Below are 23,212 nucleotides of genomic sequence, written 5' to 3'. Positions count from 1 at the left end.
GAGACCGGCCGGCCCTGAGAGACCACCCGTCCCGGCAGGGATCAGTCCGGTCCGGTCCGCCCCGGCGCCGCCTCCGTCTCGACGAGCCGCAGGGTGAGCTCGGTGAAGGGCCGGATGTCCCAGGCCGGCCCGGCATGGAACATCATCACCACGGGCCGGCGCGCCAGGACGCGGAATTCCGGCAGCCCCGCATCCGGGCGCAGGATCGTGCCCGGCTGGACGGCGGGGTCGTACCCGGCGGGACGTATCCACACGATCTCATCCATCCCGCCGACCCGCCGACCCGCCCTCCCGATCGTACCGGCCGGACCCGGTTCGGCCGTCTCCCGATGCGCCCGCGCCCGCCGGACGCGGCGCGGGCGCAGGGGTTAACCTGCGTTAATCACGCGCCCGCCGCCGATGCAATCGGATCGCGCGGGGAGGGCCGTGGCCGCCGGGTCCGGTGCGCGGGCGCACATGGCGGGAGGGCGGCGGGATGAGAGCCTGCGCCATTGCTGGAATGCCAGGCGCGACTATGTCGCTGTCCGTCGGGGACGGCGTCCCCGCGCCGACCCCGGCGACGATCGGCCCAAACTTCAAGACAAGATCTCAAGACCAGCCCGAACCGGCTGACGACCCAGAGCGAGGAGCGAGACGATGCCGAAGGCGATCCAGGTTCACGAGTACGGCGGCCCCGAGGTGATGCGCTACGAGGACGTGACGCTGCCGGCCCCGGGCCCCGGCCAGATCCACGTCCGCCAGACCGCCATCGGGGTCAACTTCATCGACATCTACTTCCGCTCGGGCGCCTACAAGGCGCCGCAGCTGCCCTTCACCCCCGGCAAGGAGGGCGCCGGCGTGATCGTGGCGCTCGGCGAGGGCGTCACCGACTTCCGGGTCGGCGAGCGGGTGGCCTACGGTTCGGCCGCCAGCACCTATGCGGAGGAGGTGGTGATCGAGGCGAGCGCCGCCGTGCACCTCGCCGACGGCGTCGACGACAAGACGGCCGCCGCGATGATGCTCAAGGGCCTCACCGCCGAGTACCTGCTGCACCGGACCTACGCGGTGAAGCCGGGCGACACCATCCTGTTCCACGCCGCCGCCGGCGGCGTCGGCCTCATCGCCTGCCAGTGGGCCAAGCACCTCGGCGCCACGGTGATCGGCACGGTGGGCTCGGAGGAGAAGGCGGAGCTCGCCCGCGCCAACGGCTGCGACCACGTCATCCTGTACCGGAACGAGGATTTCGCGGCGCGCGTCAAGGAAATCACGGGGGGCAAGGGCGTGCCGGTGGTCTATGACGGCGTCGGCAAGGACACCTTCCCGGCCTCCCTCGACTGCATCAGCCCGCTCGGCATGTTCGTCAGCTTCGGCTCGGCCTCCGGCCCGGTGGACGATTTCAGCCTGGCGCTGCTGGGCCAGAAGGGCTCCCTCTACGCCACCCGCCCCTCGCTCTTCGCCCATGCGAGCAAGCGCGAGACCCTCGACGCCATGGCCAAGAACCTGTTCTCGGTGGTGGCGAGCGGCGCCGTGAAGATCCCGGTCCACAACACGGCCAGGCTCGCCGACGTGCAGCAGGTCCACCGGGACCTCGCCGCCCGCAAGACCACCGGCGCCACGGTGATGATCCCGTGATCCGGGACTCCCAGGATCGGGGGCTCCCGGGATCGGGGGATGCCGTGATCCCGGGGGAGCGGGACGTCCTCCTCGTCATCGACGTGCAGGCGGACTTCCTGCCCGGCGGGGCGCTCGCGGTGCCCGACGGCGATGCCGTGATCGCCCCGGTCAACCGCCTTCTGCGCCTGTTCCCGCACGCGGTGCTGACGCAGGACTGGCATCCGCCGGGCCACGTCTCCTTCGCGACGAGCCATCCCGGCCGGGCGCCCTTCGACACCGTGCCGTTGGCCTACGGCCCGCAGGTGCTGTGGCCGGAGCATTGCGTGCAGGGGAGCGCCGGGGCCGCCCTCGCCCCCGGCCTCGCGGCGGACCGCGCCGAGCTGGTGATCCGCAAGGGCCATCACCGCCACGTCGACAGCTACTCGGCCTTCCTGGAGGCCGACCGGCGCACGCCCACGGGGCTGGCCGGCTACCTGCGCGAGCGCGGCTTCACCCGGGTGGTCCTGTGCGGCCTTGCCACCGATTACTGCGTGGCCTGGAGCGCCCTCGACGCGCGGGCGGCGGGCTTCGAGGCGCTGGTGGTCGCGGACGCCGTGCGGGGCATCGACCTGGACGGCTCGCTGGCGCGGGCCTGGGCCGACATGCAGGCGGCCGGGGTCGGGCAAATCACGAGCGAGGCGATCGGAGGCGGGTAGGCCTCCGAGGTCTTCTCTCGGCAGCGCCGACCTCTCCCTTGGGACAGGATGATCGCCGATGCCGATAAGCTCTCCGGAAACCCGCCCGCAGCCCCACGTCATCCCGGGGCCGCGCAGCGGAACCCGAGATCCAGACGCGCAGATGGTGCAGGACCTGACGCCGTCAGCGGTTCTGGATTGCACGCCGCTGGCGCGCTCCTTCGGGTCCGGGTTCGCCTTCGGCGCCCCGGAAGGACGGAGCGCCATCGGCGATCGACCCGCCCTTGGGGAGCGGGACGCGTCGCGGTCTACACAGCGCTCCCATAGAGATCGTACGCATCCGCGCGCTCGATCTTCACGGTGACGATGTCGCCCGCCCGCAGGGGGCGGCGCGCCGTGACGTGGACGTTCCCGTCGATCTCGGGGGCGTCGTATTTCGAGCGACCCTTGGCGACGGTGCCGTCGGCCGCATCGATGATCACGGGCAGGCGCTTGCCGATCCGGGCCTTCTGCAGGCGGGCGGAGACGCCCTGCTGCGCCTCCATGAACCGGCGCTTGCGCTCGGCCTTCACCTCCGGGGGCACCGGGTCGCCGAGGCCGTTGGCCACCGCCCCGCCCACCGGCTCGAACTCGAAGCAGCCGACGCGCTCGAGCCTGGCTTCGCGAATCCAGCTCAGCAGCTCCTCGAACTCGGCCTCGGTCTCGCCGGGGAAGCCGACGATGAAGGTCGAGCGGATGGCGAGGTCCGGGCAGATCTCGCGCCAGCGCCGGATGCGCTCCAGCTGCTTCTCCTGGTTGCCGGGCCGGCGCATGCGGCGGAGCACCGAGGGGCTCGCGTGCTGGAGCGGCATGTCGAGGTAGGGCAGGATCTTGCCCTCCGCCATCAGGGGGATGACCTCGTCCACGTGCGGGTAGGGGTAGACGTAGTGCATCCGCACCCAGGCCCCGAGCTCGCCGAGCTCGGCGGCGAGGTCATAGAACTTCGCCCGCACCGCCCGGTCGCGCCAGGGGCTCGTGGCGTAGCGGATGTCGACGCCGTAGGCGCTCGTGTCCTGCGAGACCACCAGCAGTTCCTTGACGCCGGCCTTCACCAGCTTCTCGGCCTCGCGCAGCACGTCGCCCGCCGGCCGGCTGACGAGGTCGCCGCGCAGGGACGGGATGATGCAGAAGGTGCAGCGGTTGTTGCAGCCCTCGGAAATCTTCAGGTAGGCGTAGTGGCGCGGGGTGAGCTTCACCCCCTGCGGCGGCACGAGGTCGAGGAACGGGTCGTGGGCCGGGGGCACCGCCTCGTGCACCGCCGCCACCACCGATTCGTAGGCCTGCGGCCCGGTGACCGCGAGCAGGTTCGGATACTTTTCGCGAATTTCCTCGGGCTGGGCGCCCATGCAGCCCGTGACGATGACGCGGCCGTTCTCCGCCATGGCCTCGCCGATGGCCGAGAGCGACTCGGCCTTGGCCGAATCGAGGAAGCCGCAGGTGTTGACGATGACGACGTCCGCGCCGTCATGCCGCCGGGCGAGCTCGTAGCCCTCGGCGCGCAGGTGCGTGAGGATGCGCTCGGAATCCACCAGCGCCTTCGGGCAGCCGAGGGAGACGAAGGAGATCTTCGGAGCGCCGTTGGCGGCGGCCTTGGGCGCCGCCTCGGCGGCGGGCGATGACAGGGGGGATGCGGTCATGGATGCTCGTCGGGCCGGCGCGGCTGCGGGAACCGGACCGGCCGTGGAATCGGGGGAGGGCGGGACAAAGAGGTTGACAGCCCTATAACGGGATTCGCCCGCCGAGGCGAGCCGGGCGGGTCCGAGCCATGCGCGGATCGCGCTTTTGCCACGCCGTCGCGCATGCCACCTGTGCATGATATCGCAGGCCGCGACGGATGCTTCGACCCCGGCGCTCGGGCTCCCGGGCTTCCGCCCCAAACCTTCCCCCGAGGATTCCACCCCTCGGGATCGTTGGTCCGTCGCCGCCCCAAACCTTCGAGTCGTCATGTGGATTGCTGACATCCCGTTCGTCGAGCCCGTCGCGGCGGCCGAAGCCCTGGCCGCCCTGCCGGGGCTCGCCTTCCTCGACAGCGCCATGCACCACGACACCCTGGGGCGGACCTCGACCCTGGCGGCGGACCCGTTCGGGCGCTTCCGGTTTCGCGATGGCCGAGCGACGCTGGACGGACGCCCCGTGCCGGGCTCCGGCCTGGAGGCGCTGCGCGCCTGCCTCGCCCCCTACCGCACGGCACGCGACCCGGACCTGCCGGACTTCGCGGGCGGCGCCATCGGCTACGTCGCCTATGATTTCGGCGCGGCCCTGGAGCGGGTGGCGCCCCCGGCCCGGCGGGCGGGCCTCTGCGACGACATCGCCTTCAACCTCTACGACACGGTGCTGAGCATCGACCACGGCACCGGGCGCTGCCGCCTCCTCGCCACCGGCTTTCCCGAGACCGCGCCGGCGGCGCGCGAGGCCCGGGCCCGGGCCCGGCTGGCGCAGTTCGGCGCATGCCTGGCGGAGGCCCGGCCGAGCCCGGAGCCGGCGGCGCAGGGGCCCCTCGCCTGGCGCTCGAACTTCAGCCGCGCGGGCTACGAGGCGGCGGTGGAGCGGGTGCGCGACTACATCCGCGCCGGCGACATCTACCAGGCCAACATCGCCCAGCGCTTCGAGGCCGACCTGCCGGAGGGCTTCGACCCGTTCGGGCTCTACCGGCGCCTGCGCGCCACCAACCCGGCGACCTTCGGCGCCTATCTCGACTTCGACACCCTGCGCGTCGCCTCGAGCAGCCCCGAGCGCTTCCTCAAGCTCAGCGGGCGGGCGATCGAGACCCGGCCGATCAAGGGCACGGTGCGGCGCGTGGCCGACCCGGCGGCCGACGCGCGCCTGGGCGAGGCGCTGCAGGCCAACGCCAAGGAGCGGGCCGAGAACATCATGATCGTCGACCTGCTGCGCAACGACCTCTCGCGCATCTGCGAGCCCCACAGCGTGCGGGTGCCGGTGCTGTGCGGCCTCGAATCCTACGCCTCGGTCCACCATCTCGTGTCGGTGGTCACCGGAACCCTGAAGGCGGACATGGATGCCCTCGACCTGATCGCCGCCACCTTCCCGGGCGGCTCGATCACCGGCGCGCCGAAGCTGCGCGCCATGGACATCATCACGCAGATCGAGGGCGACGCGCGCGAACTCTATTGCGGCGCCATCGGGGCGCTGGGCTTCACCGGCGACCTCGACACCGCGATCGCCATCCGCACCGTGTTCATGGACGGGAGCCGGGCCGTGCTCCAGGCCGGCGGCGGCATCACCCTGCTGTCCGAGCCGGGACCCGAATACGAGGAGACCCTGACCAAGGCCGCCCGGGTGTTCCAGGCCTTCGAGCCCGATGCCCGCGATCCCACCTGCGAACCCGACACCGGGGCGGGGAGGGCGCCGTGATCCTCGTCATCGACAACTACGACAGCTTCGTCTTCAACGTGGTGCGCTACTTCGAGGAGCTGGGCGAGACCGTGCGGGTGGCGCGCAACGACGCCCTCGACGTCGCCGGCATCCGCGCCCTCGCCCCGGAGGCGATCGTGATCTCGCCGGGCCCCTGCACCCCGGCGGAGGCCGGCATCTCGCTGCCCGCCATCCGCGAGCTTTCCGGCGCGGTGCCCCTGCTCGGCGTCTGCCTCGGCCACCAGGCCATCGGCGCGGCCTTCGGCGGCCGGGTCGCGCGGGCCGGGCGCCCCCTGCACGGGCAGGCGACCCCGATCCGTCACGACGGCGCCGGGCTCTTCACCGGCCTGCCCGACCCGATGCAGGTCGGGCGCTACCACTCGCTCATCGTCGCGCCGGAGCCCGGCATGGCCGACCGCCTCAGCGTCGACGCGGTCTCGGCGGAAGGGGAGGTGATGGCGCTCTCGCACCGGAGCCATCCGACCTGGGGCGTGCAGTTCCACCCGGAATCGGTGCTCACCGAGAACGGCCACGCCCTCTTCGCCAACTTCCTGCGCCTCGCCCGCGACTGGCGCGCCGACCACGCCCTGCCGGCCAAGACCGATGCTGTGGTTTGACGGCGGCCTCACCGAGGGGCCGGTGCCCTTCGACCTCGCCGACCGGGGCCTGACCCTCGGGGACGGGGTGTTCGACACCGCGCTGGCCCGGCACGGCCGCATCCTGTTCGCGGCAGCCCATGTCGACCGCCTCGCCGCCGCCACCGCGACCCTGGGCTTTGCCGTGGCGCCCGAGCGCATCGCGGGAGCCATGCGGGCGCTCGCCGAAGCGATGGGCCGGGCGCATCCCCTGGCGGCGATCCGCACCACCGTGACCCGGGGCTCCGGCCCGCGCGGGCTCAGCCCCCCGGCCGAGCCGCGGCCGGTGCTGTGGGCCAGCGCCGCCCCGGTGGGAGCGGCGCTCGCCTTCGCGCCCCTGACCCTCCACCCGACGCAGATCCGCCGCAACGAGACCTCGCCGGCCGCGGGCCTGAAGACGCTGGGCTACCTCGACGCGGTGCTGGCCGCGGGCGCGGCCCGGGCCGCCGGCTTCGACGAGGCCCTGTTCCGGAACACGCGGGGGGCCGTCGCCTGCGCCGGCACGGGCAACCTGTTCGCGGTGATCGACGGCACCCTCGTCACCCCGCCCCTCTCGGACGGCGTGCTGCCCGGCATCCTGCGCGCCGAGATTCTGGCGCGCGCGCGACGGCTGGGCCTCGCCGTCGCCGAACGGAGTTTCGACCTCGACGCGCTCCTGCACGCCGAAGCGGTGGTGGTGACCAATTCCCTGCGGGGCCTCGCCCCCGTGACGGCGATCGGCGAGACCGCCTTCGCCAGCCCGGCGCATCCCGTCGTGACGGCCCTCGAGGCCGATCTGCGGAAGACCTTCGCGCCATGAGGGCGTCGCGCCTCCGGTGGCGCCTGCCCCTGATGGCGGCCTACGGCTTCATCGGAATCGTGCATCTCGCCGCCCCCGACGCCTTCCTGCCGATCATGCCGGGCTGGGTGCCGGAGCCCCGCCTCGTGGTGATCGCCACCGGCCTGTGCGAACTCGCAGGCGTGCTCGGCCTCGCCTGGGGCCCGACCCGGCGCTGGGCCGGGATCGGGCTGGCCCTCTACGCGGTCTGCGTCTTCCCCGCCAACCTCAAGCACGCCCTGGAGGGGATCGTCGTGCCGGGGCTGCCCGACAGCTGGTGGTACCACGGGCCCCGGCTGGCGTTTCAGCCGGTCTTCGTCTGGTGGGCGCTCTATGCCGGCGGCGTCATCGACTGGCCGTTCCGCCGCCCGGCCGGACCGCCCGCGGTCAGCTCTTCTCAGGGCCCTTCTCGGACACCTTGACCGCCGCCCAGGCCGCCTCCATCGCGTCGAGGTCGCTGTCGGCGAGGCCGGTCCCTCGCGCCTCCAGGGCCGCCGCCATGGCGTTGAAGCGGCGCTCGAACTTCATATTCCCTTTTTGTAGGGAATATTCCGGATCGATACCGAGGTGGCGGGCGAGGTTGGCCACCGAGAACAGCAGGTCGCCGAGTTCCTCCGCCACCGCCGCCCGGGTCCCGTGGGCCATGGCGTCGGCGACCTCGTCGATCTCCTCGCGCACCTTCAGCACCACCTGTGCCGGGTCGGTCCAGTCGAAGCCGTAGCCGGCCGCCCGGGCCGAGAGCTTCTCCGCCCGGGTCAGGGCGGGCAGGGGCAGGGGGATGCCCGCCAGCAGTCCCGGCTCCCGCGGCGGCTTCGACCGGCGCTCCTCGGCCTTGATCGCCGCCCATTGGGCGGCCACGGCCTCCGGGTCGCGCCGGGGCGAGCCCGCGGGCAGGAGGGAGCCGTCCGGCGCGAAGACGTGCGGATGGCGCCGGACCATCTTCGCCATCACCGCCCGGACCACGTCCGGAAACGCGAAGAGCCCGGCCTCCTCGGCGAGGCGGGCGTGGAAGACCACCTGGAACAGCAGGTCGCCGAGCTCGTCGCGCAGGTCCTCCGCGTCGCCCCGCGCGATGGCGTCGGCCACCTCGTAGGCCTCCTCCACCGTGTAGGGCGCGATGCTGGCGAAATCCTGGGCCACGTCCCAGGCGCAGCCGGTCTCCGGGTCGCGCAGCTGCGCCATCAGCGCCAGCAGATCCTCGATCCTCACCCCGTACCTCCGCATCCGGCCTCGATCCGCCTCCCTTAGCGGATTGCGGGCCAAGCCGTGAGGCTGGGGATGGAGGCGGGAGAGGCGGTGGCTTCGTCTGGAAAATTCCCATGAAAAAGCCTTGGCCGGGGGTGTGTTCGTTCTTCCGAACGGCTCCCGGACCCTTAGGAAAGGTATCAGTAAGAGATTCTCAGAGAGTCATTTCTGAGAGTTATATGGAGGCGCCGAAACCCCTTTGTCTCCCTGGGCTTGGCGGCTGTTCGCGTATCGAACTCTGCGCGGGTGCGTATCGAACTCTGCGTGTCGGCGTATCGAAGTCTGCGTGCCGAAACCCGGCCGGCGCATGCGATTCTGCGTGGATGCGTATCGAGTTCGGCGTGGATCGGGGTGAGGGCGGTGAACTCTGGGGATCGTGCCGGATCCGGCCCCGTATTGAACTCTGCGTCGCGCTTCGTCGACGGGATCGGACCCGCGGGCCGGCCGGGATTTCGCCCGTCCCGGCCGGTGGATAGCCGGGATGACGTCCGGATCCGGCTTCGGCCGCCGAGACTCCCGGGCGGGGAATCGGGCATGGTCGCCGCGCGGCACGGTCCGGGCTCGATGGAGCCGGGCTCGCTCGGGCCGGGATCGATTGGGGCGGCGTCTGTTGGGGATCGAGGACACATTGGCGGGCATCCGCGACGCCGACCTCCTCGCCGAGGTCGAGGCGGCCCGCGGCAGCTTCCTGTTCGCCACCATCGCGGAGACCATCCTGCACCGGCAGCGGGCCCGGGACGCGGAGGCCGCCGCCCGCGGGGCCGTGGCCGGCCGGCGCCAGGCCATGGGCCGGGACCAGCGCCGGCGCGACGCCATCCGCGAGGTCATCGAGACCGAGCCCACGGGGCCGGAGAACCTGCAGCACATCCATTCCGTGCTGGCGCTCTGCGGCCTGCCCTATCGCGATCCCGGGGACACCCGCGAATTCTTCCGGGAATACGGGCGCAATTCCCTCAGTCTCCTGGCGGGGCGCCTCAAGAACCCCGCCACCGGCGAGATGGAATTCCAGGGCCTGCCCTACGGCCCCAAGGCCCGCCTCGTCCTGCTGCACCTCTGCACCGAGGCCGTGCGCCAGCGCAGCCCCACCGTGGCGGTGGCCGACAGCCTGTCGGGCTTCATGAAGGAGATGGGCTTCGCCGTCACGGGCGGCGAGCGCGGCACCATCCGGCAGTTCAAGGAGCAATTGGCGCGGCTGGCCGCCTGCACCCTGCAGATCGGCCTCTGGGACGGGGCCGGCAGCGCCAGCACCCTCAACGTGCCGCCCTTCCGCCAGCTCGACCTCTGGCTGCCGCAGGGCGCCGACGGGGTGGTCTGGCAGAAGAGCGTCCAGTTCCACCAGGATTTCTACGACAACCTGATCCAGCACGCCCTGCCGGTGGATATCCGCGCGGCCCGGGCCTTCTCGGGCTCGGCGCGCAAGCTCGACCTGCTGTTCTGGGTCGGCTACCGCCTGCGCGCCCTGCAGCGGCCCCTGCGGCTGACCTGGGAGAACCTGCACAAGCAGTTCGGCGCCGACAATGCCAGCCTCCGCAGCTTCCGGCAGGCCTTCAAGGCGGACCTCGCCCATCTGCAGGAGGTGTTTCCGAAGCTGCCGATCCGGCTCGACGACGGCGGCATGCTGCTGCAGCCCGCCGATCCGAGCGCCCTGCTGATCCCGCCGCGCGGCGCCAGGCCGCCGCGCAAGGCCGTACAGGCCGTGGCCTGACGGAACATTCCCTATAGCCTGTAAGGAATATGGCTTGCGGCCAATCCGCTGACAGGGAATATGCGTGGAATGATCCGTCGCTCGACGGCTCCCCCAAGATATTCCGTGAGGCGTCCATGTTCCTGTCGGAGGCCGAGGCCGAGGCGGCCCTGCGCGATCTGCGCCGCCGGCGCGACGAACTCGACCGCGCCATCGCCGAGCACCAGCTCTACCTCGAACTCGGGCGCCGCCTCGGCGCACCGGGCCGCGCCGCCGAACCGGCCCGGCCCGGGCCGGCGGCGCCGGACTCTGGAGCTGGCCCCGGCGCGGTGAGCGTGCCCGAGCGGGCACCGGATCCGGGCCGGGCGGGCGAGGACCTGGTCGCCGCGCGCCGGCACGGGCGCGCCCTGGTGGCGGCCGCCGTCAACCTGCTGCACGAGGCCGGCCGGCCGCTCCATGCCGGTGAGATCCTGGAGGGCCTGACGGCGCTCGGCTTCGCGGTGCCGGGCCACGACCCCGTGGCCGCCCTCAACACCCGCCTGTGGAAGCGCTCCGGCCCGGGCGGCCCGCTCAAGCGCCTGGGCGAGGCGGTCTACGCTCCGTCCGAGGAGGACGAGGATCTCGGCTGACCGCCATCGCGTGGCCGCGCCCTCACTCCGGCAGGGCGAAGACGGTGAGCTGGCCGCCCAGCGCCGTGTAGCGGGACAGGGCGGCGTAGCCGCCCACCGCGCCGGCGCCGTCGTTCGGGTCCGTGAGGCCGGCCGCCAGGCCGATCCCGGCCCAGCCGCCGACGCCGGAGAGCACGGCCACGTATTGCCGGCCCCGGTGGCGGTAGGTGGTGACGTTGCCGACGATGCCCGAGGGGGTCTTGAAGCGGTAGAGCGCGCGGCCCGAGCGGGCGTCGACCGCCTTCAGATAGCCCTCCAGGGTGCCGTAGAACACCACGTCCCCGGCGGTGGCGAGGACCCCGGACCAGACCGAGAACGGCTCGGGGATCGACCAGCGGATCGCGCCCGCGACCCCGTCCCAGGCGGTCAGGGTTCCGGTGCGGGGATCGTCGGGCGCCGGGTGCAGGCTCACGGTGGCGCCCACATAGGGCAGGCCGGGGGTGTAGCTGACCTGGAACGGCTCGTAATCCATGCAGATGTGGTTGGTGGGGACGTAGAACAGCCGGGTGCGCGGCGAGTAAGCCGCCGGCTGCTGGTTCTTGGCCCCGATGGCGCCGGGGCAGATGCCCCGGGTGGTCTCGTCCTCGCCGGTGGCCTCCGGCGAGGAGCGCGGGTCGCGGACCGGGCGGCCGTAGTCCGGCGAGGCCGGGTCGAGGTCGACACGGGTCGCCCAGTTCACGGCGGGGTCGAACTTCTGCGCCACCAGGAGCTCGCCGGTGGCGCGGTCGAGGGTGTAGCCGAAGCCGTTGCGGTCGAAATGGGTCAGGAGCGGGCGGGTGACGCCGCCGATGGCCTGATCGGTGAGGATCATCTCGTTGACGCCGTCGTAGTCCCACTCGTCGTGGGGCGTCATCTGGTAGAGCCAGCGCGCCATGCCGGTCTCGGGGCTGCGGGCCACGATCGAGGCCGCCCAGCGGTTGTCGCCGGGGCGCTGCGCCGGGTTCCAGGTCGAGGGATTGCCGGTGCCGTAATAGACGAGGTCGAGCGCCGGATCGTAGGCGAACCAGCCCCAGGCGCAGGCGCCGCCGGTCCTCCACTGGTCGCCCTCCCAGGACCTGAGCGAGGAATCCCGGCCGACCGGCCTGCCGAGCGACGTCGTGCGCTCGGGGTCGATCCGCATCGCCTCGTCGCTGCCCGTCGCGGTGGCGCGCCAGAGCCGGGCCCCGGTCCGCGCGTCGTAGGCGGTGACGTGGCACTGGACCCCGAACTCGCCCCCCGAGAGGCCGACCAGGACCTTGCCCTTCACGGGCAGGACGGCGGCGGTGTTGGTCTCGCCCCGGGCCGGGTCGCCGTTGCGGACCGACCAGTTCACCCGGCCGGTCTTCGCGTCGAGGGAGACCAGGGTGGTGTCGGCCTGCTGCAGGAAGAGGGCGCCGTCGGCATAGGCGAGGCCGCGATGGACCGTGTCGCAGCACAGCAGGGCCAGGACCCCCGGATCCTGCTTCGGTTCGTAGCGCCAGAGGATGCGGCCGTCATGGTCGAGGTCGAGGGCCGTGACGGTGTTGGGGAAGGGGGTGTGGACGTACATCACCCCGTCCACCACCAGGGGGGCGCCCTCGTGGCCGCGCAGGACCCCGGTGGAGAAGGTCCAGGCGACCTGGAGCCGGCCGACATTGGCGGCGGCGATCTGATCGAGATCCGAATAGCGGGTGTTGGCCGCGTCGATCGTGGGCAGCACCGTCTGGGCCGGGGCCGGGGCCGGAGCCGGGCCGAGGAGGGCGCCGGCCAGCAGGCCGAGCAGGAGGAGCGCGCGCATGGAAAGTCCCCGGGTGCGGGGTTTCGGGACAGGCCCAGGGTCCTAGTCCCGGCGCGCCGCCGGCGCGCGGCAGCGAAGTGACGCGGGCGGCGCGCCGCCGCCCGGTCGCGTGTCGGGACGCGCCCGAGTCGGAGCGTCCCCGATCCTAGAAGTAGGGTCCGAAGAGCGGCCGCGGGCGGTAGTAGCCGTAGCGCGGTCCGTAGAAGGGACGGGGTCCGTAGAACGGCCGCGGGCGGTAGTCGCCGTAGGGGCGGTAGATCGGCCGGCAATAGCCGAACCGGTTCGGGATGAAGCCGGGACCGCAGCCATAGGCGACGGTCTCGACGGCGGCGCCCGCCAGCGTCCCGGCGGGGGCCGGGGCGATCGGCGCCACCTCGGCGGCCGCGGTGAGGCCGACGGCGACGCCGAGCGTCGCGGCCAGAGCCGTGCGGGCGAGCATCGTGCGAAACAGCGATTTCACGGACATGACGCCATGACCCTCTGCTGGTGTGACCTTTGCGGTTGTTGATCCTCCGGCCTCGTGGAGGTTCGAAGACCATCACAGGGCTCGAGGATCTCCAGGATGCCGGGCGGTTGCTGAACGCGCGCTGACGGGGCCGGCGGTCCGCGGGCGGCCCGCCCAGCGCAGGATGCGCCGGCGCGCCGGCTCCTCGAGGCCGCGATGCAGGAGGACGCTGAGGGCGAGGGCCAGGGCGGCGGCGAGCCCCGCTCCGAGCCAGGGGGCCGCGGCGAGCCGGCCCCCGAGGGCGACCCGGTCGAGGCTGTTCACCAGGGCGTAGGCCGGGACGTGGATCAGGTAGAGGGCGAACGAGATCCGGCCGAGGAAGACGAAGCCGGGCGTCACCAGGGGGCCGCCGCGGAGCTGGGCGCCGGCCAGGATCAGGGGCGCCCAGGCCAGCGCCGTGAGCCCGTTGTGGAGCAGCACCTCGGGCAGGTGGGGGGCGGCCGCCACCAGGGCGAGGCCGGCCAGGGCCGCGGCGGCGAGGAGGGCGGGGGTGGGCAGCCGCCAGCGGGTCCAGGCCCCGTAGAGCAGCAGCCCGGCGACAAATTCCGGCAGGCGCATCAGGGGGTTGTACTTGATGGCCTGGGCCAGCAGCACCGGGCCGGCGCCCCCCGGCTCCGGCCCGATGAGCGAGATACCGGGGGCGTAGCGCGCGAAGGCGAGGGCGGCCCCGCCGGTCAGGACGATCCAGGCGGCGAGGGTGAGCCGCGCGGTGCGCCCGGGCGCCCCGAGCGCCAGGGGCAGCAGGAGGGGAAACAGGGCGTAGAAGACCACCTCCACCGAGACCGACCAGCTCGGGCAGTCGAGGGCGCAGGCCGCCCCCGGCACCCAGGCGTGCAGGCCCAGCGGCGCCAGCACGGCGCCCGCGGCCATCAGCCCCTGCAGGGGCGGGGCCGACTTCGCCACCCAGGCGACGAACCAGGGCAGGGCGAGGACGAGGCACAGGAGGTAGACCGGATAGACGCGTGCCACCCGCGCCCAGGCGAACCGCGCGCGGGCGGCGCGGTCGGTGAGGTCCACGTCCCGGTAGGTGTAGGCCAGGATGAAGCCCGAGAGCAGGAAGAAGAAGGTCACCCCGGAATAGCCGAGCCGCACCACCCCGGGGATCGCCGCGTCGGCAAAGAAGAAGGCCGCGTAGTGGAACGCCACCACGTAGGCGGCGGCCACGAAGCGCAGGGCGGTGAGCGCCGGCAGCGGCGCCACCGGTGGATGGGCGGGCGGGGGCAGGGCGCTCACCGCGGGCTCCCCGCGACGACCCGCCCGGCGGCGCCGAAGCGCAGGCCGAGGACCGAGAGGGCGAGGAGGAAGAACAGCGCGTTGGTGGCCTGGTAGAACACCGATTCGAAGACCCCCACCATCAGGCCGAACAGCCAGATCCGCAGGAAGAGCAGCCGCAGGGGGTCGAGGGCGCGGCCGGCCTCGGCCCGGCCCTGGGCCTGGAGGTCGGAGAGGGGCGCCAGCACCATCCACCACAGCGTCAGGGCGAGGCCCGTCCAGCCGCTCTCCAGGGCGGTGTTGAGGTAGCCGTCATGGGCGTCGGTGGCGCGGTTGACCCAGGTCGTGGCATCGCCGCCGCCGCCGTAGAACACGCTCTCCCAGAAGGCCCCGTAGCCGAAGCCGGTGAGCGGCTTCTTGGCGATGTTGTCGAGGGCGAAGCTCCAGATCTCGGTGCGGCCGGTATAGGTCGGGTCCGCGGCCAGGCTCGCGACCAGGGCGCCGAGGCCGGGCGACATCACCGAGCCCACGGTGAGCAGGAGCAGCAGGGCCAGGGGGCCGAGCAGCACCAGCCGGCGCCAGGCGCCGGAGGCCGAGAGGGTGCAGGCCCAGGTCAGGCCGAGCACCGCCGGGGTCATGATCAGGGAGGTCTTGGCGTTGGTGAAGACGAGGAACACGCCCGCCAGCCCCACGACCCCGTAGCCGAGCAGGCGCCGGCCCATCCCGGCCCAGAACAGCCCGACGAAGATGAACAGGCTCATGGCCGCCCCGGCCCCGTTCTTATGCGCGAAGACGCCCCGCCAGCTGCCCGCGTGCTCGGGCTCGATCAGGTCGAGGGCGGTGTGCATCGCGCGCTCGGGCACCAGCCCGAGGCCGAGATAGCAGGTCGCCAGCACGAGGAGGACGGTGCCGCCGAGGACGTGGGCGAACTGGCGGGCGTCGCGGGCGAGCACCAGCACGCTCACCACCCCGCCGAACATGATGACGAGGGAGACGAGGCGGCGCGCCGAGACGGCGGGCTCGATCGAGAGCGCGGTGGAGACGCCGATCCAGCCCAGCGTGGCCAGGATCGGCAGGGTGGCCAGCGGCCGCAGGGCCTCGCGCCCGCGCCAGGCGAGCACCGCCACCGCGAGGCCGCCCATGATCAGGAACAGCACCTGGTTGACGAGGTTTCCGCCGGCCCGCGAGGCGGCGTTCTCCGCCGCCGTCCCGTCGAGGAACGGATCGGCCCCGATCAGCACGAAGAGCAGGATCGCGCCCATCACCCCGATGCGCAGGGCGTCGGGCAGGTCCGCCCGCTGCGTCGTGGCCGCGCCGGTGGCGATGCCCGTCGTCATGGTCCACTCCCGCGCTCGAGGGCCGGCAAGGTCGCGCAGTCTAGAGTCGCCGGCCCCGTCCGATAGGCGCGCAGAATACGTTTAAGAACGCGCAAAGGACCGGCGGGCCCGCCTCACGGCCGGGCCGGGCCCCAGGCGACGATGTCGGTCGCGCCCGTGATCGCGCCCACGATGCGCTCGCGCTCGGCCCGGCCGGCGGCGAGGCGCCCCCGCACCGTTGCCAGCACGGCCGGGTCGGCGCTGGCGGGCGTGCCGGCGGCGAAGGGCGGCGCCGGCGCGTATTCGAGGCCGAGCTGGATCGCCTCCGCCGCCGGCCGCCCGGAGAGCTCGGCCGCCAGGGTCAGGGCGAAGTCGATCCCGGCGGTGACGCCGCCCCCGGTCAGGAGGTTGCCGTCGCGCACCACCCGCTCGGCCACCGGGATCGCCCCGAAGGCGGCCAGGAGGTCGAGGCTGGCCCAGTGGGTGGTGGCGCGCCGGCCCCGCAGGAGCCCGGCGGCCCCGAGCACCAGGGCCCCGGTGCAGACGGAGGTGATGTAGCGGGCGCGCGCCGCCTGATCGCGCAGGAAGGCGAGGACCGCGGCATCCCGCATCAGCGGGTTCACCCCGAGGCCGCCGGGAACGCAGAGCACGTCGAGCTGCGGGCACGCGGCCATGGTCAGCGTCGGGGCCAGCGCGAGGCCGGTGGAACTGGTCACCGGCGCCCGGTCGGCGGCCACGAGGTGGACCCGCGCCCCGGGAATCCCGACGAAGACCTCGTAGGGCGCGGTCAGGTCGAGCTGCTGGACGTTCGGGAAGGTGAGGAGCCCGATCTCGAGGGGCATGAGGCTGTCTCCGGCTGTCTGGACAGGCCGACCCTAACCCGTCAGGCTCTGGCCGGAATGACGAAGAGCCCTCGGTTCCTGCCAGATCGCGCCGCGGACGAGTCCCGGTCCATCGAGATCCTCGCCTTCCCGGGGGTGCAGCTCCTCGACGTGTCGGGGCCGCTCCAAGTCTTTGCGACAGCGAACGACCTCTTCGCCACGGCGAACGATCGCCCGGCCGCCGGCCTCGCGGGCGCCGGCGCGGCGCCCTATGCCCTGCGGGTGGTGGCGGCGGGCGGCGGCACGGTCGCCAGCTCCGCCGGGCTCGGCCTCGCGACGGAGCCGCTGCCGTCCGCGGACCGGCCGGTCGACACCCTCGTGGTCGCCGGCGGGCGCGGCGTCTCCGGGGCGATCGCGGACGGGCTGCCCGCCTGGGTCGCCGCCCGGGCACCCCACGCCCGGCGGGTGGCCTCGGTCTGCACCGGCGCCTTCCTGCTCGGGGCGGCGGGCCTCCTCGACGGGCGCCGGGCGGTGACCCACTGGACCCGCTGCGCCGAACTGGCGCGCCGCCATCCGGAGGCGCGGGTCGAGCCCGACCCGATCTTCATCCGGGACGGCACGCTCTGGACCTCCGCCGGGGTGACGGCGGGCATCGACCTGGCACTCGCCCTGGTGGAGGCGGATCTCGGCCAGGCCGCCGCGCTGGCGGTCGCCCGGCACCTCGTGGTCTTCCTCAAGCGCCCGGGCGGGCAGGCCCAGTTCAGCACCGTCCTGTCGCAGCAGGTCCTGTCGCCGCAGGTCCAGTCGCCCATGGCGGGCGGCGCGCGCTTCGAGGCGCTGCAGGCCTGGATCGCGGACCATCTCGGCGAGGACCTCACCGTGCCGCGCCTGGCCGAGGCGGCCGGCATGAGCCCGCGCGGCTTCGCCCGCCACTACCGCGCGGCCACGGGGCTGACCCCGGCCCGCGCCCTCGAGCGCCAGCGCGTCGAGGCGGCCCGGCGGCTCCTGGCCGAGACCGCCCTGCCGGTGAAGCGCATCGCCGCGCGCTGCGGCTTCGGCTCCGAGGAGACCCTGCGGCGCAGCTTCCTCCGCCACGTGGCGGTGGCGCCCGCTTCCTACCGGCAGCGGTTCCGCGCGGCCGGGGCGGCCGAGGCGGGTGGAGCGGCCGGCGACCTCGTGGAACCCGGGATTTGACATTCCCGGCCGCATCATCGACACCGCCGGCCTCGCGGCCTCGACCGGAATCAGCGACCGGATTCCCGGGTCGGGTGCCGGTCCGGAGCCGCGTATGTCCCCCCTGACGGCCCATCCGCCCGCATGACCGACCGCGCCACCGTGCCCCGCCCGGCCCGCGGGGACGCCTTCGCGTTCCCGGACAGCCTCCTGTCCGTCGCGACCCGGAGCCATGCCTGGGCCTGTGCCCTCCTGGTGGCCCTCTGCCTCGTCTGCTTCCTGCCCGGGCTCGGGTCGCTGCAGCCGATGGACCGGGACGAGCCGCGCTTCGCCCAGGCCTCCAAGCAGATGCTGGAGACCGGCGACCTCGTCGACATCCGCTTTCAAGGAGAGGCCCGGCACAAGAAACCCGTGGGCATCTACTGGGCCCAGGCCGCCGTGGTCGGCGCCACCGAGGCCCTCGGCGTGCCGAACGCCCGCACCACCATCGGCCTCTACCGCATCCCCTCCCTGCTGGGCGCCATCGGGGCGGTGCTCCTGACCTACTGGTCGGCCCTGGTCTTCCTGCCCCGGCGGGGGGCCGTCCTCGCCGCCGCCCTGTTCGGGGCCTGCGTCGTGCTCTCGGCCGAGGCGCGCCTGGCCAAGACCGACGCGCTGCTCTGCGCCTGCGCGGTGGCGACCTTCGGCGGCCTCGCCCGGGCCTGGCTCCGGCGCGACGCCGGTCCCGGGCGCCTCGACACCGCCACGGTGCTGGCCTTCTGGCTCGGCCTCGCCCTCGGCATCCTGATCAAGGGCCCGATGGTGCCGCTGTTCTGCGGCCTGCCGGCCCTGGTCCTCGCGCTGCGGTCGCGCTCCGGCCGCTGGCTCGGCGCCCTGCGGCCCGGCCTCGGCCTGCCGCTCACCCTGCTGATCGTGGCGCCCTGGTTCGCGGCCATCACCTGGAAGAGCGGCGGCGCCTTCTACGGCGAGGCGGTGGGCCACGACATGCTGAGCAAGGTCCAGGGCGGCTCGGAGAAGCACTTCGCCCCGCCCGGCGCCTATCTGGTGGCCTTCTTCGGCACCTTCTGGCCCGGCGCCGCCTTCGCGGCGCTCGCCGCGCCCTTCGCCTGGGGCTACCGGCGCGAGCCGGCCATCGCCTTCCTCCTCGCCTGGATCGTGCCGACCTGGATCCTGTTCGAGATCGTGCCGACCAAGCTGCCCCACTACGTGCTGCCGCTGATGCCGGCCATCGCCATCCTCACCGTGCGGGCGCTCGCCGCCGGTGCCCTGCACCCCGAGCGCCGGGGCGCGCGCCTCACCGCCGGGCTCGTGGTGCTGATCCCGGTCGGCCTCACCCTCGGCCTCTCGGCCTTCGCCTTCGCCTACGACCGGACCCTGCCCTGGGCCGGGCTGCCCCTGCTGCTGGCTGCCAGCGCCGTGGCGGCCCTGGCCTGGCGCGCCTTCGCCCGGGGCCTGCCCGAGCGGGCGCTGGCCCTCGGCATCCTGGCGTCGATGCTGCTCTCGCCGGCGGTCTTCGGCCTGACCCAGCCGGTGATGGCCGCCCTCAAGGTCTCGCCCCGCCTCGCGGCGATCCGCGATGCTCTGCCCTGTCCGCATCCGCGCGTCGCCAGCCTCGGCTACCGCGAGCCGAGCTTCGTCTTCCTGATCGGCACCGATCTCGCCATGCTCGGCACCGGCGCCGAGGCCGTCGACTTCCTGAAGGGCCAGGGTTCCGCCGAGGGTGGAGCCTGCCGCCTCGTCTACGTGGAAGGCCGGTTCGCGGCGGCGTTCGAGGCCGCCGCCGGGGCGGCCGGGCTGGCGCCGAACCGGGTCGGGACCGTCTCGGGCTTCAACATCAACGGCGGACGCCGGGTCGACCTCTCGGCCTACGCGGCGATGCCCTGACCCTCCTCGGATCGAACCCCATGCGCCTCTCCGTGATCATCCCGGTGAAGAACGAGGCCGGCAACATCGCGAGCCTCGTCGCCGAACTCGAGACCGCCTGCGCGCCGCTCGCGCCCTTCGAGGTGGTCTATGTCGACGACGGCTCCACGGACGGCACCGCCGAGGCCCTGCGGGCGGCGCAGGCCGGCCGGCCCTGGCTGCGGGTGCTCGCCCACGACCGCACCGCCGGCAAGGCCGCCGGCATCCGCAGCGGCATCGCGGTGGCCCGGGGGCCGGTCTGCGCCCTGATGGACGGCGACGGCCAGAACGACCCGGCCTTCCTGGCGCCCCTGCTCCAGGCCATCGAGGCGGGCGGCGCGGGCGTCGGCCTCGCGCAAGGCCAGCGCGTCGGGCGCAAGGACGGGCGGCTGAAGAGCCTGCAGTCGCGCATCGCCAACGGGGTCCGGGTGCGCATCCTGAAGGACGCCACCCGCGACACCGGCTGCGGCTACAAGCTCGTGCGCCGCGAGGTCTACCACACCCTGCCGTTCTTCGACGGGCAGCACCGCTTCATGCCGGCGCTGGTCGCCCGCGAGGGTTTCGGCGTGGTCCACCGCGACGTGATCGACCGGCCGCGCTTCACCGGCACCTCGAAATACGGCCTGTTCGACCGGCTCTGGGTCGGGCTCCTGGATCTCGCCGGCGTGTGGTGGCTGATCCGGCGCAAGCGGGTGACGCCGCGGGTCACGGACGTGACGGGAGCCTGAGCCATGCTGATCCAGCTCGCCGAGGACGTGCGCGGCTACGTCTACGACGTCTTCGTCACCCGCTTCGATGCCTGGCTGGTCTTCGGCATCCTGGCCCAGGCGGTGTTCGGCGCCCGCTTCGTGGTGCAGTGGCTCGCCTCCGAGCGGGCCGGCAAGAGCGTGATGCCGCTGGCCTTCTGGTTCCTCTCCATCGCGGGCGGCCTGATGACCCTGGTCTACGGCCTCGTGCGGCGCGAGCCGGTGATCATCTTCGGGCAGGCCCTCTCGACCTTCATCTACCTGCGCAACGTCGTCCTGATCCTGCGCGAGCGGCGCGCCGCCCGGGCGACCGCCCCGGCGCGATGACGCCGCTGCCGCCCTTCCACGACGACCTCGCCGCGGCCCTCGCCGAGGTCTGGCGCCTGCTGGCGGAGGGGCCCGCTTTGCGCCGCAACGCCTTCCACATGCCCGCGCTCGCCACCGTCGACGCCCGGGGCCACCCGCAGGTGCGCACCGTGGTGCTGCGGCACGCCGACCCGGCCGCCGGCGCCCTGCGCTTCCACTGCGACCGGCGCTCGGACAAGGCGGCCGAGATCGCCGCCTCCGGGCAGGCGGCCCTGCACGGCTACGATTCAGGATCGAAGATCCAGATCCGGGCGTCGGGCCCCGCGACGCTCCACACCGACGACGCCCTGGCGGAGGCGGCCTGGGCCGGGTCGATGGCGATGAGCCGCGTCTGCTACGGCGCCGACCCCGCCCCCGGCGCCCGCCTGCCCGCGGGCGGGGCCTACACCCTGCCGGACCCCGAGGCGGCCCTGACCCTCGGCCGGCCGAATTTCTGCGCCGTGGTGGTGACGCTCGCCCGCCTCGAATTCCTCTACCTCGACCGGCGCGGCCACCGCCGGGCCGCCTGGGACCGGGCCGACGGCTGGCGCGGAGCTTGGCTGGCGCCCTGAGGGCACGCCGCCGCCGAGCGGGCCATGATCGAGCGGGCCATGATCGTTGAGGCCATGCGGGCGCGGCCCCGCCGCCGGTGCCGGCGCGGGGGATGGCCCCAGAGACGCACCCGAAACGGGAGACGCGGGACGCCGCGAGACCACGTTTTTGGGATGAATATGCCGGTCTCCCGGCGTCCCTCGGCCCGGCCCCTGTCGGGGCCGGGCCTTTTCGTCACGACGTCTTCTCGGCACCGGCGACCCGGCTAATGGCAGCCCCCCTCCGGAATCCGGCGCCCCTGCGGGCGGCGACGTCCGGCGGCCGTCTGATCAGGGCACGAGGCCCCGAGCCCGCCTCGTAGTGGGCGGACCGTCCGATCTCTCGGTGCGTCCCAGGGGACCGGGTGCAGCCCTGCGGCCGTCCAGCCGTGCGGCCTTCCAGCCCTGCGGCCTTCCCGTCCGGGACGCCTTGCGTCGCCGATGCGGCCCGGGGCGATGGCGAAACCGGGCCATCGACGCGGGGCGCCGTCTCCTCCCCCCGAGCCCCCCGGCCCGGTCCGCCGGGGGGCCTCCCGTGTGGGAGGCGAGTGCCCGCACTGAACCACACGATAGGAATATTGTCAATGTTTTTCGGCGCAAAGCCGCCGCCCGACCGGACGGGCGCGCTGCGGCCCGGGGGGCGCCGGGAGGGCATCCTCCCGGCACCCGCTCACAGCGCCGCGCGCAACCGCGCGAAACCCGCGTCGAGATCCGCCTGCAGATCCGCGACATCCTCCAGGCCGATGTGGAAACGCAGGGCCGGGCCCTCGGGCGCCCACCGGGTGGCGGTGCGGTACTTCGTGCAGTCGAACGGGATGACGAGGCTCTCGAAGCCGCCCCAGGAGAAGCCCATCCCGAACAGTTCGAGCCCGTCGAGCATCGCCGCCACGGCCCGCTCCGAGGCGGGCTTCAGGATGACGCCGAACAGGCCCGAGGCGCCGGAGAAGTCGCGCTTCCAGATCGCGTGGCCGGGATCGTCGGGCAGGGCCGGATGGAGCACGCGGGCCACCTCCGGCCGGGCCTGGAGCCAGCGCGCCATGGCGAGCCCCTGCGCCCCGTGCTCGCGCAGGCGCAGCGCCATGGTGCGCAGGCCCCGCAGGGCCAGGAACACGTCCTCCGGGCCGGGGCACATGGCGAAGTGCTCGAAGGTCCGGTGCAGGGCCGGCCAGTACGCCGCGTTGGCCGAGGTCAGGCCGAGGAGCAGGTCCGAGCCGCCGGAGAGGTACTTGGTCCCGGCCTCGACCGCGATGTCGACGCCGCGCGCATGGGGCGGGAACAGCAGCGGCGTCGCCCAGGTGTTGTCCATGATCACGGCCGCGCCCCGGGCGTGGACGATCGCGGCGATGGCCGGGATGTCCTGCATCTCGAAGCTCTGCGAGCCCGGCGCTTCCACGAGGACCGCCTTCGTGGTGTCGCGCATCAGGGCGCCGATGCCGGCGCCGATCAGGGGATCGTAGTACTCGACCTCCACCCCGAAGCGCTTCAGGACGCCGTCGCAGAAGATGCGGGTGGGGCGGTAGGCGGAATCGCTGACCAGCAGGTGGTCGCCGGCCGAGACCACCGCCATCAGCGCCACCGTCAGGGCGGCGAGGCCCGACGGCGTCAGCACGGTGCCGGCGGCGCCCGCGAGCGCGCTCCAGGCGCTCGTGAGGGATTCCGTCGTCGGCGTGCCCGAGGTGCCGTAATCGAAGCGCCCGCGCCGGTGCTGGAGATCGTCGTAGGTTGGGAACAGCACCGTCGAGCCGCGATAGATCGGGGTGTTGACGAAGCCGTGCTGGGCGGAGGGATCGCGCCCCGCATGGACGAGGCGGGTGCTCGCCCCGAAGCGGGCGGGATCGCGGGGAGGGGTGTTCGACATCGGCACCGGTGGGCGAGGGGCAAGGCAAAGGGATGAGCCTGCCGCGACCGAAGCCCGGCCCGCGCGTTGGCGTCAAGCCGGGGGCGGTGCCCCGTGCGGCCGTCGAACCCCACCCCGTCATTCCGGGCCGCCGCAGGCGGACCCGGAATCCAGAGCCGCGACGACCGCGGAAAACGCGCTGACGCCGCGGGATCGTCGCCTCTTTCCTCCTCCACGACGCGTCGGCGGCACGACTGGTGGCCCGGCCGCGCGGTTCTGGAT

General features: G+C 73.4%; 22 protein-coding genes. 13 read left to right on the top strand and 9 right to left on the bottom strand.

The window, feature by feature from the left end:
* Positions 1-41 precede the first annotated feature (41 nt).
* Positions 42-254 (bottom strand): hypothetical protein, encoded by a 213-nt coding sequence (locus ACXJY8_RS07490; RefSeq protein ID WP_463778203.1) that lies wholly within the window; start codon positions 252-254, stop codon positions 42-44.
* A gap of 382 nt (positions 255-636) precedes the next feature.
* Between ACXJY8_RS07490 and ACXJY8_RS07485 the strand changes: the two genes are divergently transcribed.
* Both ACXJY8_RS07485 and pncA read left to right on the top strand, forming a co-directional pair.
* Positions 637-1,611: a quinone oxidoreductase family protein gene (locus tag ACXJY8_RS07485; RefSeq protein ID WP_463778200.1), complete on the top strand. Its 975-nt coding sequence runs from the start codon at positions 637-639 to the stop codon at positions 1,609-1,611.
* A 44-nt stretch (positions 1,612-1,655) separates the two neighbouring features.
* On the top strand, positions 1,656-2,288 hold the full coding sequence (gene pncA / locus ACXJY8_RS07480; protein WP_463778197.1) for a bifunctional nicotinamidase/pyrazinamidase: 633 nt from the start codon (positions 1,656-1,658) through the stop codon (positions 2,286-2,288).
* Positions 2,289-2,575: 287 nt separating this feature from the next.
* Here pncA and rimO read toward each other — a convergent pair whose 3' ends face one another.
* Positions 2,576-3,943, bottom strand: a complete 1,368-nt coding sequence (gene rimO / locus ACXJY8_RS07475) for a 30S ribosomal protein S12 methylthiotransferase RimO (protein WP_463778195.1) — start codon at positions 3,941-3,943, stop codon at positions 2,576-2,578.
* Positions 3,944-4,250: 307 nt separating this feature from the next.
* Between rimO and pabB the strand changes: the two genes are divergently transcribed.
* From pabB to ACXJY8_RS07455, 4 genes are read left to right on the top strand one after another with little or no spacing between them, the layout of a single operon-like run.
* Entirely contained in the window at positions 4,251-5,678 is a 1,428-nt protein-coding gene (gene pabB, locus ACXJY8_RS07470; protein ID WP_463778192.1) for an aminodeoxychorismate synthase component I, read from the top strand.
* The gene (locus ACXJY8_RS07465) at positions 5,675-6,295 is read left to right on the top strand and encodes an anthranilate synthase component II (protein WP_463778189.1); all 621 of its coding nucleotides are present in this window, start codon (positions 5,675-5,677) and stop codon (positions 6,293-6,295) included. The genes pabB and ACXJY8_RS07465 overlap by 4 nt, the downstream gene beginning before the upstream one ends.
* Positions 6,282-7,112 carry an aminotransferase class IV gene (locus ACXJY8_RS07460; protein ID WP_463778185.1) on the top strand — a complete coding sequence of 277 codons (831 nt, stop codon included), beginning with the start codon at positions 6,282-6,284 and terminating at the stop codon, positions 7,110-7,112. The genes ACXJY8_RS07465 and ACXJY8_RS07460 overlap by 14 nt, the downstream gene beginning before the upstream one ends.
* The gene (locus ACXJY8_RS07455) at positions 7,109-7,552 is read left to right on the top strand and encodes a DoxX family protein (RefSeq protein ID WP_463778181.1); all 444 of its coding nucleotides are present in this window, start codon (positions 7,109-7,111) and stop codon (positions 7,550-7,552) included. Before ACXJY8_RS07460 ends, ACXJY8_RS07455 begins: the two co-directional genes overlap by 4 nt.
* Here the strand turns inward: ACXJY8_RS07455 and mazG are convergent.
* Positions 7,518-8,354 (bottom strand): nucleoside triphosphate pyrophosphohydrolase, encoded by an 837-nt coding sequence (mazG, locus tag ACXJY8_RS07450; RefSeq protein WP_463778177.1) that lies wholly within the window; start codon positions 8,352-8,354, stop codon positions 7,518-7,520. The two genes, ACXJY8_RS07455 and mazG, sit on opposite strands and share 35 nt — an antisense overlap.
* Before the next feature lie 631 nt (positions 8,355-8,985).
* On the opposite strand from mazG, the gene ACXJY8_RS07445 reads away from it, so the two are divergent.
* Together ACXJY8_RS07445 and ACXJY8_RS07440 are read left to right on the top strand one after the other, a co-directional pair.
* Positions 8,986-10,080, top strand: coding sequence for a replication protein RepA (locus tag ACXJY8_RS07445; protein WP_463778175.1), 1,095 nt, complete (start codon positions 8,986-8,988; stop codon positions 10,078-10,080).
* Positions 10,081-10,196: 116 nt separating this feature from the next.
* Positions 10,197-10,688 (top strand): hypothetical protein, encoded by a 492-nt coding sequence (locus ACXJY8_RS07440; RefSeq protein ID WP_463778172.1) that lies wholly within the window; start codon positions 10,197-10,199, stop codon positions 10,686-10,688.
* A gap of 22 nt (positions 10,689-10,710) precedes the next feature.
* Here ACXJY8_RS07440 and ACXJY8_RS07435 read toward each other — a convergent pair whose 3' ends face one another.
* The 5 genes from ACXJY8_RS07435 to ACXJY8_RS07415 form a co-directional block, all read right to left on the bottom strand.
* Positions 10,711-12,483: a methanol/ethanol family PQQ-dependent dehydrogenase gene (locus ACXJY8_RS07435; protein ID WP_463778168.1), complete on the bottom strand. Its 1,773-nt coding sequence runs from the start codon at positions 12,481-12,483 to the stop codon at positions 10,711-10,713.
* 145 nt (positions 12,484-12,628) lie between these two features.
* On the bottom strand, positions 12,629-12,949 hold the full coding sequence (locus tag ACXJY8_RS07430; protein WP_463778166.1) for a GCG_CRPN prefix-to-repeats domain-containing protein: 321 nt from the start codon (positions 12,947-12,949) through the stop codon (positions 12,629-12,631).
* 72 nt (positions 12,950-13,021) lie between these two features.
* A complete protein-coding gene (locus tag ACXJY8_RS07425; RefSeq protein WP_463778163.1) occupies positions 13,022-14,221 on the bottom strand; it encodes an acyltransferase family protein in 1,200 nt (399 codons plus the stop codon).
* Positions 14,218-15,537 (bottom strand): O-antigen ligase family protein, encoded by a 1,320-nt coding sequence (locus tag ACXJY8_RS07420; RefSeq protein ID WP_463778158.1) that lies wholly within the window; start codon positions 15,535-15,537, stop codon positions 14,218-14,220. The genes ACXJY8_RS07425 and ACXJY8_RS07420 overlap by 4 nt, the downstream gene beginning before the upstream one ends.
* 113 nt (positions 15,538-15,650) lie before the next feature.
* Positions 15,651-16,358, bottom strand: coding sequence for a DJ-1/PfpI family protein (locus ACXJY8_RS07415; RefSeq protein ID WP_463778155.1), 708 nt, complete (start codon positions 16,356-16,358; stop codon positions 15,651-15,653).
* Positions 16,359-16,415: 57 nt separating this feature from the next.
* Between ACXJY8_RS07415 and ACXJY8_RS07410 the strand changes: the two genes are divergently transcribed.
* From ACXJY8_RS07410 to ACXJY8_RS07390, 5 genes are all read left to right on the top strand, one after another.
* Positions 16,416-17,531, top strand: a complete 1,116-nt coding sequence (locus ACXJY8_RS07410) for a GlxA family transcriptional regulator (RefSeq protein WP_463778153.1) — start codon at positions 16,416-16,418, stop codon at positions 17,529-17,531.
* Between the two features lie 123 nt (positions 17,532-17,654).
* A complete protein-coding gene (locus tag ACXJY8_RS07405; RefSeq protein ID WP_463778150.1) occupies positions 17,655-19,394 on the top strand; it encodes an ArnT family glycosyltransferase in 1,740 nt (579 codons plus the stop codon).
* Positions 19,395-19,414: 20 nt separating this feature from the next.
* Positions 19,415-20,140 carry a glycosyltransferase gene (locus ACXJY8_RS07400; RefSeq protein WP_463778146.1) on the top strand — a complete coding sequence of 242 codons (726 nt, stop codon included), beginning with the start codon at positions 19,415-19,417 and terminating at the stop codon, positions 20,138-20,140.
* A 3-nt stretch (positions 20,141-20,143) separates the two neighbouring features.
* Positions 20,144-20,485: a lipid-A-disaccharide synthase N-terminal domain-containing protein gene (locus ACXJY8_RS07395; protein ID WP_463778142.1), complete on the top strand. Its 342-nt coding sequence runs from the start codon at positions 20,144-20,146 to the stop codon at positions 20,483-20,485.
* Entirely contained in the window at positions 20,482-21,075 is a 594-nt protein-coding gene (locus ACXJY8_RS07390; RefSeq protein WP_463778138.1) for a pyridoxamine 5'-phosphate oxidase family protein, read from the top strand. The genes ACXJY8_RS07395 and ACXJY8_RS07390 overlap by 4 nt, the downstream gene beginning before the upstream one ends.
* Before the next feature lie 688 nt (positions 21,076-21,763).
* Here ACXJY8_RS07390 and metC read toward each other — a convergent pair.
* Positions 21,764-22,951: a cystathionine beta-lyase gene (metC, locus tag ACXJY8_RS07385; protein ID WP_463778134.1), complete on the bottom strand. Its 1,188-nt coding sequence runs from the start codon at positions 22,949-22,951 to the stop codon at positions 21,764-21,766.
* Between the last annotated feature and the right edge of the window lie 261 nt (positions 22,952-23,212).

The organism is Methylobacterium sp. TK31 (assembly GCF_055361545.1).
The sequence above is the reverse complement of the archived record's forward strand: the minus strand, read 5'-3'. Positions and strand labels throughout refer to the sequence as shown.

Excerpts from the sequence above, each read along its gene's own strand:
- ACXJY8_RS07485 (WP_463778200.1), top strand. The coding sequence starts at position 637 with ATGCCGAAGGCGATCCAGGTTCACGAGTACGGCGGCCCCGAGGTGATG.
- rimO (WP_463778195.1), bottom strand. The coding sequence starts at position 3,943 with ATGACCGCATCCCCCCTGTCATCGCCCGCCGCCGAGGCGGCGCCCAAG.
- pabB (WP_463778192.1), top strand. The coding sequence starts at position 4,251 with ATGTGGATTGCTGACATCCCGTTCGTCGAGCCCGTCGCGGCGGCCGAA.
- ACXJY8_RS07460 (WP_463778185.1), top strand. The coding sequence starts at position 6,282 with ATGCTGTGGTTTGACGGCGGCCTCACCGAGGGGCCGGTGCCCTTCGAC.
- ACXJY8_RS07455 (WP_463778181.1), top strand. The coding sequence starts at position 7,109 with ATGAGGGCGTCGCGCCTCCGGTGGCGCCTGCCCCTGATGGCGGCCTAC.
- mazG (WP_463778177.1), bottom strand. The coding sequence starts at position 8,354 with ATGCGGAGGTACGGGGTGAGGATCGAGGATCTGCTGGCGCTGATGGCG.
- ACXJY8_RS07440 (WP_463778172.1), top strand. The coding sequence starts at position 10,197 with ATGTTCCTGTCGGAGGCCGAGGCCGAGGCGGCCCTGCGCGATCTGCGC.
- ACXJY8_RS07435 (WP_463778168.1), bottom strand. The coding sequence starts at position 12,483 with ATGCGCGCGCTCCTCCTGCTCGGCCTGCTGGCCGGCGCCCTCCTCGGC.
- ACXJY8_RS07430 (WP_463778166.1), bottom strand. The coding sequence starts at position 12,949 with ATGTCCGTGAAATCGCTGTTTCGCACGATGCTCGCCCGCACGGCTCTG.
- ACXJY8_RS07420 (WP_463778158.1), bottom strand. The coding sequence starts at position 15,537 with ATGACGACGGGCATCGCCACCGGCGCGGCCACGACGCAGCGGGCGGAC.
- ACXJY8_RS07415 (WP_463778155.1), bottom strand. The coding sequence starts at position 16,358 with ATGCCCCTCGAGATCGGGCTCCTCACCTTCCCGAACGTCCAGCAGCTC.
- ACXJY8_RS07410 (WP_463778153.1), top strand. The coding sequence starts at position 16,416 with ATGACGAAGAGCCCTCGGTTCCTGCCAGATCGCGCCGCGGACGAGTCC.
- ACXJY8_RS07405 (WP_463778150.1), top strand. The coding sequence starts at position 17,655 with ATGACCGACCGCGCCACCGTGCCCCGCCCGGCCCGCGGGGACGCCTTC.
- ACXJY8_RS07400 (WP_463778146.1), top strand. The coding sequence starts at position 19,415 with ATGCGCCTCTCCGTGATCATCCCGGTGAAGAACGAGGCCGGCAACATC.
- ACXJY8_RS07395 (WP_463778142.1), top strand. The coding sequence starts at position 20,144 with ATGCTGATCCAGCTCGCCGAGGACGTGCGCGGCTACGTCTACGACGTC.
- ACXJY8_RS07390 (WP_463778138.1), top strand. The coding sequence starts at position 20,482 with ATGACGCCGCTGCCGCCCTTCCACGACGACCTCGCCGCGGCCCTCGCC.
- metC (WP_463778134.1), bottom strand. The coding sequence starts at position 22,951 with ATGTCGAACACCCCTCCCCGCGATCCCGCCCGCTTCGGGGCGAGCACC.